The organism is Anaerotaenia torta, assembly GCF_050433395.1.
GTDB lineage: Bacteria > Bacillota > Clostridia > Lachnospirales > Lachnospiraceae > Mobilitalea > Mobilitalea torta.
The window spans coordinates 324,273-333,621 of record NZ_JBNPXH010000006.1 but is presented as its reverse complement, the minus strand read 5'-3'; the positions used below and the strand labels follow the sequence as shown (position 1 = coordinate 333,621).

General features: G+C 42.3%; 12 protein-coding genes. 1 reads left to right on the top strand and 11 read right to left on the bottom strand.

What is annotated here, in order from left to right; translation table 11 throughout:
* Nucleotides 1-24: 24 nt before the first annotated feature.
* Nucleotides 25-180, bottom strand: coding sequence for a hypothetical protein (locus tag HNQ56_RS12400; protein ID WP_429146421.1), 156 nt, complete (start codon nt 178-180; stop codon nt 25-27).
* 275 nt (nt 181-455) lie between these two features.
* Here HNQ56_RS12400 and HNQ56_RS12395 point away from each other — a divergent pair, with 275 nt between their 5' ends.
* Nucleotides 456-836, top strand: coding sequence for a hypothetical protein (locus HNQ56_RS12395; protein ID WP_429146419.1), 381 nt, complete (start codon nt 456-458; stop codon nt 834-836).
* A 71-nt stretch (nt 837-907) separates the two neighbouring features.
* Here HNQ56_RS12395 and HNQ56_RS12390 read toward each other — a convergent pair whose 3' ends face one another.
* From HNQ56_RS12390 to aroB, 10 genes are all read right to left on the bottom strand, one after another.
* Nucleotides 908-1,816: an aminoglycoside phosphotransferase family protein gene (locus HNQ56_RS12390; RefSeq protein WP_429146416.1), complete on the bottom strand. Its 909-nt coding sequence runs from the start codon at nt 1,814-1,816 to the stop codon at nt 908-910.
* A gap of 42 nt (nt 1,817-1,858) precedes the next feature.
* Complete coding sequence (locus HNQ56_RS12385; protein WP_429146457.1) at nt 1,859-2,338, bottom strand: hypothetical protein; 480 nt, start codon at nt 2,336-2,338, stop codon at nt 1,859-1,861.
* Between the two features lie 103 nt (nt 2,339-2,441).
* The gene (locus HNQ56_RS12380) at nt 2,442-2,906 is read right to left on the bottom strand and encodes an NUDIX hydrolase (protein WP_429146413.1); all 465 of its coding nucleotides are present in this window, start codon (nt 2,904-2,906) and stop codon (nt 2,442-2,444) included.
* Nucleotides 2,903-3,541 (bottom strand): AAA family ATPase, encoded by a 639-nt coding sequence (locus HNQ56_RS12375; RefSeq protein WP_429146411.1) that lies wholly within the window; start codon nt 3,539-3,541, stop codon nt 2,903-2,905. Before HNQ56_RS12375 ends, HNQ56_RS12380 begins: the two co-directional genes overlap by 4 nt.
* Nucleotides 3,538-3,975 (bottom strand): J domain-containing protein, encoded by a 438-nt coding sequence (locus HNQ56_RS12370; RefSeq protein ID WP_429146408.1) that lies wholly within the window; start codon nt 3,973-3,975, stop codon nt 3,538-3,540. The genes HNQ56_RS12375 and HNQ56_RS12370 overlap by 4 nt, the downstream gene beginning before the upstream one ends.
* 273 nt (nt 3,976-4,248) lie before the next feature.
* Nucleotides 4,249-4,623, bottom strand: a complete 375-nt coding sequence (locus HNQ56_RS12365; protein ID WP_429146405.1) for a BlaI/MecI/CopY family transcriptional regulator — start codon at nt 4,621-4,623, stop codon at nt 4,249-4,251.
* Between the two features lie 378 nt (nt 4,624-5,001).
* Nucleotides 5,002-6,333, bottom strand: coding sequence for an ATP-binding protein (locus HNQ56_RS12360; RefSeq protein ID WP_429146402.1), 1,332 nt, complete (start codon nt 6,331-6,333; stop codon nt 5,002-5,004).
* A gap of 6 nt (nt 6,334-6,339) precedes the next feature.
* Nucleotides 6,340-7,302, bottom strand: coding sequence for an RluA family pseudouridine synthase (locus HNQ56_RS12355; protein WP_429146400.1), 963 nt, complete (start codon nt 7,300-7,302; stop codon nt 6,340-6,342).
* Between the two features lie 65 nt (nt 7,303-7,367).
* Nucleotides 7,368-7,955, bottom strand: coding sequence for a signal peptidase II (gene lspA, locus HNQ56_RS12350; RefSeq protein WP_429146398.1), 588 nt, complete (start codon nt 7,953-7,955; stop codon nt 7,368-7,370).
* A 180-nt stretch (nt 7,956-8,135) separates the two neighbouring features.
* Nucleotides 8,136-9,236: a 3-dehydroquinate synthase gene (gene aroB / locus HNQ56_RS12345; protein WP_429146395.1), complete on the bottom strand. Its 1,101-nt coding sequence runs from the start codon at nt 9,234-9,236 to the stop codon at nt 8,136-8,138.
* Between the last annotated feature and the right edge of the window lie 113 nt (nt 9,237-9,349).

Below are 9,349 nucleotides of genomic sequence, written 5' to 3'. Positions count from 1 at the left end.
ATCAGTAAAGATTTCCATTGCCTTTTAATTATTAGATAACAGAAACTGCGCCACAGCCTTGGCAGGCCATCGCGCAGCGATTTTGTTCAATTCCAGCTTGATATCCCAATATGGAGATATACGCAATTTTTTACACCATTTTTCAAAGGATTGCATTATTTTATTCTCTTCAACCTTCATTATTATCCCCCTATTATCTCCTGTTTCCCTTAATAGCCTTAGTTCCTTATCATAGCCGAATGCAAATAAATATACAGAGATTATATCATGATTTTATAATAATGCAAATGTTCTGCAGGCACTGTCTATGTCCCTTGATAATTCTGCCAGATACAAAAAACAGCTATTCCTTTTAAGTAAAATGCACAGAAAAAAATAAAATGTTTGCCGATTTTGCCGTCTTCTATTTTTATATCTAATATGTTACAATTAAGAAAATGGACAGGGGGAGTATAATGGAGAACGAATTAAAAGAAATCTTAGGAAATATGTTAAGCGAAGTTCGGGACATTAAAGTTCATGTAGGTAAAGTGGATGATCACTTAAGTGTAATAGATGGTCGCTTAGACACAATAGATGGTCGCTTAGACACAATAGACTGTCGCTTAGACACAATGGATGGTCGCTTAGACACAATGGATGGTCGCTTAAACGTAATGGATGATTGCATAAAAGTTATTAAATTTAAGGTTGATAGAAACTCAGAAAGAATCTCCAATTTAAGTTTGGATATGAAGGTCCTGGAAAGAAACATAAGGACCGACATAAGGAAATTATCGGATGAAAATGAAACTATAATAGAAATTTTGAAAATTCGTGATATTTTACCCCGATAGCATCCGACCGTATCGTGGTATAACAATAAGGGACAGCAGCCGGAATCACGGTTACTGCCCTCTTTTATTTATTATAGATGGAAATCCCTGAGATACCATGTGGGCACGGGATCTTGCATATCATCGAACCATTTCAATACATCCTGTGACAACTTCAAAGTTACATTACGCCCAAATTCGGAAGTGACTGCCCAGGAAGAGATCAATGACAGTACAAGAACTGCGATATAAACGTCCATCAGTTTAAAAAATTCCATCGGCGGCTCCCCGTCGAAATAGCCATGCAGCTGCCCTGTTGCGAAATGGGGGCTTGCCATGGCGCTCCAAACGATACAATTAAATTCATCCCATGGATCACCGACGTCGAAACGTTCGAAATCTATGATTCTCAAATCACCCTTTTCATACATCATATTAATCACATTATAATCACCCACCAGAAAGCATTGCGGGCGATTTTTCAACAAATGACGGTTTTTCTCAATATAATCGAACATATGATAATCACCTTCAAATTTCAAGCCGTATTCATGATATTCCTGTATTTTCATATCAATTCTGCGGTTAAAAATATTCTCCCATTCCTCTTGCGGTTCCGGTATGGGTATGGTATGTATTTTTTTCGCAATTTTGCCTGCCTGTAACCCCAATCTATACTGCTCCGTCTCAGACAGCAAGGTTTTAGAGGACAAGGGCAATACTGTTTCCAGGTCTTCGCCCTCAATCCAGCTCTGGATGGAGTAAACACCCTCGTCACAAATACCAAACTCTATAGGGCGGCACATAGGAATATCAAGTACAGCAATCTGTTCCATCATGGAGAATAATGATTTTTTTGCCTCATACTGGGAAACAGAAGAAATACGAAGTAAATATTTTGTTCCGCCTGTTGTGGTGACACAGTATTTTTGATCTTCCGACCATCCTTTTGTTATCGGTTCTTTTTTTATAATGGTATCGAATATTTTTCTGGTTGACATGACCCGCCGCTCCCTGACAAGAATATTTACTTTCTATATTATTTACTTTCTGTAAATTTCAAATTTTCTTTTTCCAACGAATTGTTTTTCCAGTCTTTGATATACGTCTGTTTGTATCTTCTGTTTTTTATCCATGCAGACACAAACTACGGTTTCTCTGCCGCATCCCTCGGATAAGGCATTCATCATTTGATTAACGCCTCCGCTGCCTGCTTCCCATTCTACCATATTGCCGTAAGGGACATCGGTGATAATAATATCAGGAACAAAGGGCAGATTACATGCCTCAAGGACATTTCTATTAAATATACCGGTTTTAATTTCATTTATCAGCAGGCGCTCTATCCGATTTGTACTCTGTAACGCATCGAAATGAGATACTTTCCCGTATTTTTCATAAAGCGTTTTTAACTCATCTCTCCGTCTGTTAATCCCCGGCCTTTTCAAAAGCCCAAGATTATCTTCTGCCAGCTTAAGGCTTTTGAGATTTATATCGCTTCCATAAATCTCTGATGGTATAATACTCTTCCGCTGGCGAAATCCTCATAATTATCATTTTTTGTATACCTGTAATCCACTATCCTTCTCCAGCATAAAGAAATTTTTGTTCTCTCATCCTAACACATTATCGAAAAACACCTGCTTTATTTTCAAAAAAGTCATTTATTATGTCTGCATGCTGCTGTACAAATAATGGCGGAATATGTTCCTTATCATAAAACTGTAAACCGAAGGTCTCTTTATTATCTATATTAAGACTTCCATTTACAACAGTACCCTTGAAGCAATAACAGATAGACTGTGCTTTGTCTCCGTTTGGATATTCGGTAAAATACTTTGAGTATACACCTATTAAATACTCCACTCTGATATCAAGGCCCGTTTCTTCCTTTACCTCTCTTATTGCCGTTTCTTCAATGGATTCTCCCAGTTCAACTCCACCTCCAGGCAATCCCCAAATATTTTCCGTCTTACTCCGCTTTTGAAGTAGGATTTCCCCCTTCTCATTGGTAATACATGCTCCTGAAAAATTCAAAATAATATTATCATGTCCAACCTTACTTCTTATCCAACGGATATAGTCACTCATGATAACCCCTCCGCTTCCCAGTCCTCTATTCTTGCTGCGACCCACTGCATTACATAATCAGCAACCTCAGATACCTTTTTTCCGGTAATGTCATAGATATCAACTCTTTGACCGGACACCATACCATTTTCAATAAACCAACGATTATAGTCAACGGAACTGTTTATCCAATTCAAATCCGTTATCTGCCTTCCCTCACGCATCCTTTTTTCTAAATCTTCGGAATTACATACTAAAGCCAAATAATAAATCTCAGTAAAAAAACGACGATTATAGGTATGTTCAAAATGCTCCAAAGCACCTGCCATTGCCCATAGCAGAGGCTTTCCGCCCTGCATGATGTTTTTAGACAGAGACATAATCTGCTCCACCCAATTCTTACAATCTTCCTCTGTTTCATGCGGCATAATGTTATATAAGAAATCCGCATCCATAACGATGAATTTCGCATCCCGCTGAAGTAATTCTTGTGCAGTTGTAGTTTTCCCTACTCCGCTGCATCCGGTCAATATAAAAAGAGGCATGGCTTTAAAATTCCATTGATGCCCGCATTGCTGACATATTATATGTTTTTTGTTTTCAGATATCTGCTTATTCCATTCATGGTTCCCGCATTGCGGGCATACTCCTATCATGGGCGCTCCTCCGTCCTGCAGTTCTTATATTTCTCCATTATTTCGATGAATTTATCGCTGTCGCCCCCGTTATCCGGATGATATATTTTAGCAAGCTCTCGGAATCTCCTTCTAATCTCGTCACTATCTGCATCTATGGGAAGTCCAAGCCGTGTGAGGGTTTCGATATCCGCCGATGAGGAGCCTGTTATTCCAAATTCTTGGCAGAACCAATAATATACATGATAAAAGTACTCGTTCACTACATCCTTATATTCATCCTTCGTCAAAGAGATAAGCCGGTGGATGGGATACTTCACATTCTGTTTCCCTTCCTCCTTAAGATCAAAGAATTTATCCCAGACCAGCTCCTTATTCTTTCCTGGCAAGCCCTTCGTAACTCCCGGACGTATTTTCAACTCCAGCTTCTTAAGCTCTCTTAGCTTTCGTTTCATTTCATCCTGCTTTTGATAAACCTGATACACCCCATCACCGCCTATAAATCTACTGATCAAAACAAAATCACACCAAGATCAAACCAAATAATAATAACGACACCACTGGCTCCCCATTTGCCATACCTCGATTATACTTCAAAGCTGCTCTTCATACAACGCTTTCCTGTCGGATGTAAAATAAATAATAGGCCGTATGTATCACAACATTTCGGCCTATCTCTATTTTTGATTATGCAGCTTAATCTCCGTCTTCAGGAAGTATAAAGCGAATCAAAACCGCTGCTCTCCTATAATCCTCTGAAGCTCCAGCACCTCTGCCTTTGATAAATCCTGATTCTTCAAGTATTCGTTCAAAAAGGTGCTTAAGGAACCATTATATAATTTGTTCAGCAGGGCTTTTGTTTCAATTGCCTGCACGGTACGCTTTGAAATCGCAGCCCTGCATAAGAAACCGGGATCTTCACGCTTGATTGCCCCTTTATCAATCAGACGGTTAATTACTGTATAGGTGGTATTCTTCTCCCAGCCGATATATTCCTTGATGATTTTGGATATATCCTTGGCCGCCAGGGTCTTATTGGACCATAACAGTTCCATAATATTAAGTTCTCCTTCGTGAAGACGTATTTCTGGTAACGATGACATGATATACTACACTCCTCCAGGCTATTATTCTATAGGTCTACATCTGTAGAACCAAAAATGCGGCATCTGCTTCTCCGTACATCTGCTGCATTCTATTTTCAGACAATGAAACATTGAGATCAAATATACCATAACACATTGTCCTGCAAATAAAATAAACTTCATTGCCATATATCCATATACTCTATGTAAAACAAGGAAATCTACAGTTATAGAATAAAAATTCTTTCAACCATCGGCACACCATCAAGGAGTCTTCGCAAAAATCTACATAAGTAGATTCAGACTTGTATTACCATACTATACCAATAGAATGATTTTGTCAACTGTTTTCTTAATATATCCGTAAGATAATAGCAATATTATGGAAACAATATACTAGATACAGAACACAGCATAATACGGAACGTATTTCGTATCATTGGTAAATTCAAAATTTCGGGATGATATTTTGATGGAATACGGGAAAGCAGAGTTCTGCTTTAGAACACTGATACTCTTCGATCGGGTATTCTCCCCTGTAAAAATCTCGATAGGAAGCAGTTCACCATCCCTTAAAAGGATAAAATCAACCTTTGCGGTGGAATTGCTTTCCCAAAAGAAAAAGAGGTCATTTTTTGCAGAAAGGGACTGAGCCACACAATTTTCATGCAGGACCTTTTCATATTTATTCATATTTTCCTTTCCCTGTACCTCCACGAGTTGTGAATATAAGACTCCCGTATCCGGAAGATATAGCTTGAAATTTGTATTTTCCCCATCCTCATAGAAAGAGGAAGCATCCGGCGAGGGTTGGGATTGAGAGGGCTGTGTCAGCTGCTCCGGACTGATTCGGCTGCACCGTATCGTATAATTTTGTTCACACAGCCTATGGATAGCCTCCCGGTACATGGTATGGGTGGTACCCTTTCTTATAATCTTATACTGGAACTTCCGGTTATCCTTCATAAGCTGGTACACCAGGCTGTCCAGCACCTGATTCATCTTGAGGGCATCGCTGTCGTTATTATCCCTGAGGATATCCCTGCGATAGGACGCGTTAATGAAGCTGTGCTGTTCGGAAACATTGACACTGCTTTGCAAATTGAGATATTCATTGATACTTCCGGGCATGCCGCCGATTTGCAGATACAGCTGGTAGAGAGCCAGCAGCTCCTTATGTACAATCTCAGGCATTTTTTTATCGGCTTGAAAATGATTGACAATGGCTTCGATATACCAATCACTTCCTATTGCTTTTAAAAATTCGTCAAATTCCAGAGGACGGATACTGAGCTGCATATAATTCCGGCTCAGTTCCTCCGGTAAAGGATGGCTTGAAATTACAATGATGTATTCAAAGGCCGGCTGCAGCCGGCCCTCCTGAACCGCCGTCATTGCCTCCCGGCTGAAGCTGATTTCATCAAGAATAAGAACCCGGTCTCCAAGAGGCTTCTCCTCTTCGGTCTGCGCTCCCTCTTCCCGGGGAACCTCTTTCTGAAAATAATCCATCAGCCTGTATCCGGGGGCTTTCTCTCCAGTCTCATGAAACAGCTCTGCCAATTGAGGCTCGCGCTCAAAATTAATATAATAGATATGCTGAAAAAATGCTTTTGCATAATCGTAGGCCAGAAAGGTTTTCCCCACACCTTTTGCACCCTTAAGTAAAACAGGAAGCCGATTGGATTCTGTTTTCCAGCAAATTAGTTGATCGATGACATTTCTCTTCAATGGCAATTACCCCTTATGTCTTAGTTTCACTAATAAATCGGTAAAATAATCCGGAAGAGGCGCTGAAAATTCCATATACTCTCCGGTGGTGGGATGAATCAAGCCCAGAATACCGGCATGGAGAGCCTGTCCTTCCAGATGGAAAGGGTCCTTATCCGGTCCGTACACCGTATCCCCCAGCAATGGGTGGTGAATACTTGCCATATGGACTCTGATCTGATGGGTCCGTCCTGTTTCCAGAGAGCATTCGATGTGGGCATAATGCATTCCCAGGTTCTCTAAGACCCTGTAATTGGTCACCGCCGATTTGCCGTTCCTGTGATTAACGGCCATCTTCTTCCGATCCCTGGGGTCCCTTCCGATGGGCCCCTCTACCCTGCCCTGATCCGTTTTAAAGGCGTGATAGACAATTGCCTGGTACTTGCGGGTTATAGAATGAACCTTCAGCTGCTCTGCAATGATCTGATGGGCTCTGTCATTCTTACAGGCAACCATAACCCCTGTGGTGTCCCTGTCAATCCGGTGGACGATACCCGGGCGGAGAACCCCATTAATGCCCGACAGCTGGCCGCGGCAGTGATAGAGCAGCCCGTTCACCAGTGTGCCGTTGGCATGGCCTGCCGCCGGATGCACCACCAGACCCTTTTGTTTATTAATAATGATAATATCCCTGTCCTCGTAAATAATATCAAGAGGAATGTCCTCAGGGTCGATTTCCGCCTCTTTTGGCTCCGGAAGCAATACTTGTACCGTCTGTCCTGCTTTAACCTTTAAATTGGCTTTTACGGGCTTACCGTCAAGCAAAACCCTGTTCTCCTCGATTAGTTTCTGGATGTAGCTGCGGGAGATTTCCGATTGTATTACAGAAAGGTATTTATCAATGCGGTTGCCGGCATCCTCTTCTGCTATGCTATATTCCAGAACCTGCTCCATCTCCGATTCCGACAGCTCCATTAATTCGTCGTCCATCCGCACAATCCTTTCCGTATCCTGTCATTCTGATTTATTCCTTATGAAGATTACACCCTGCAAATTTATTCCTTATCGATTTGCTCCGCATCACTGGTAATACCGCTTTTGTCATCCGCTCCGGCAGATCCCGCTTCCTCATTGGAAGCTTTCTTCTTGGAGGTAAAGAGCCTGTCAAGGAAAGCAAAATCATCCTCCTTATAATGAAAGACCGCCAGAAGGAATAATACAATGCACGATACCGTAAGGTAGCTGTCAGCAATATTAAATAAAGGAAAGTTGATCAATTCAAAATAAATAAAATCCACCACATAGCCCAAGAACACCCTGTCAATGAGATTACCTACCGCTCCGGCCAGGATAAACACGGTAACCAGTCGCAGGGGACGGTACTTTTTGTCCTGAGGGATCTTAAAATACAGGAAAACAATAAGCAGGAAAACAATACAGGTAAAGATACTCAGGAGCTGCACCTTCCCGCTCATAATTCCCCATACCGCACCGGTATTCTCATGATACTGCAGACTGAACACATCCTGAATAAAAACAAGGGGGGCCTTGTCCATCAAGGTACGGCGTACCCACAGCTTCACTCCCTGATCAATCACCACAAGGATAATAAACAGTATCAAATGCTTTATTTTTTCTTTCATATAAAAACCATGCCTTTCCGCGGCCTGCAGGCATCCCAATTTGGCAGGCACTATAATTTGTATTTTTAGAAGCATCCAAAGCACCAAAGGTGCTTTCCGGATAGGATATATTGATATGCAAGCACGCTTGCAATAGCAATATATTCTATCTGGAAAAGTGCGCAGCACCTTTGGACGCTTTCATCCTGTTATGCCTTCCAGAATGGAATGGATCGCGTCCAACATCTCATCCTTAGTGACCGTCGTATCAATAACCGCGTTGCCAATTCCTTGCAATAAGACAAACCGGATCTGCTGTGCGTCCATCTTCTTGTCCGAACGGGTCACCTCATATACCTCTGACGCTGACAAGCCGTCCACCTTCACCGGCTGCCCGAAGCTAATCATGGTATCCAGAATATCCTCATATTCTTCCTTCGTGATCATTCCCCTTGACAGGGAAAGAAAGGAAGCGGCTGCCATGCCCAGACTGACACATTCTCCATGGAGATAGGACAGCTCCTTCAGCTTCTCCACAGAATGTCCGATGGTATGTCCGAAATTAAGCAGGGCTCTTTCTCCCAGCTCCTTCGGATCTCTCTCCACAACCTCCCGTTTGATTTCACAGCTGCGCCGGATCATCTCCAGTAGGATATCAAAACTCCTCCGGCGAATCTCCTCCTTATGCTCCTTCAGCCATTGATAATACCGGGCATCCTTAATTAAACCATGCTTTACTATTTCGCTCATGCCGGAATTATATTCCGCCTGGGGAAGGGTGAGCAGGGTTGACAGGTTCATATATACCAGCTTAGGCTGATGAAATGCACCTACCATATTCTTATAGGCTTTAAAATCCACCCCGGTCTTTCCGCCGATACTGGAATCCACCATAGCCAGCAAGGAGGTGGGAAGCTGGATAAAGGAAATCCCCCGCAGGTAGGTTGCCGCAACAAAGCCGGTCAGATCGCCTGCCACTCCGCCTCCTAAGGCTACAAGAATGTCCTTACGGTCAAAACCAGCCTGAATAAGCTGTTCATAGCACCGGCCCACGGTGTCCAGGTTCTTGCTGCCTTCGCCGGACGGAAAGACAAAGCTCTCCACCGCTTTTGCGGAGGAAAGAAATATATTCTTCACCGCTTCAAGGTAAATGGCGCCCACATTGTCATCCGTTATAATCATAACTCTCCGGTTCGTCATGGAAAGTGAACCGAAGGCTTCGGCCAGCTTCCCAAAATCCGGTTCCAGCATGATAGAGTAGGCCGGCCTTCCTTCATAATTAACATTAAGGATCTGATTCATCGCATCTGTTCCTTTCTTAAAGTATCCATACAACCAGTTGCATGCCCTGCAGCGCAGCACGATCCTGCAACAATAAAGCATAACCGCATCACAGGATAAGACGAGGTTATGCT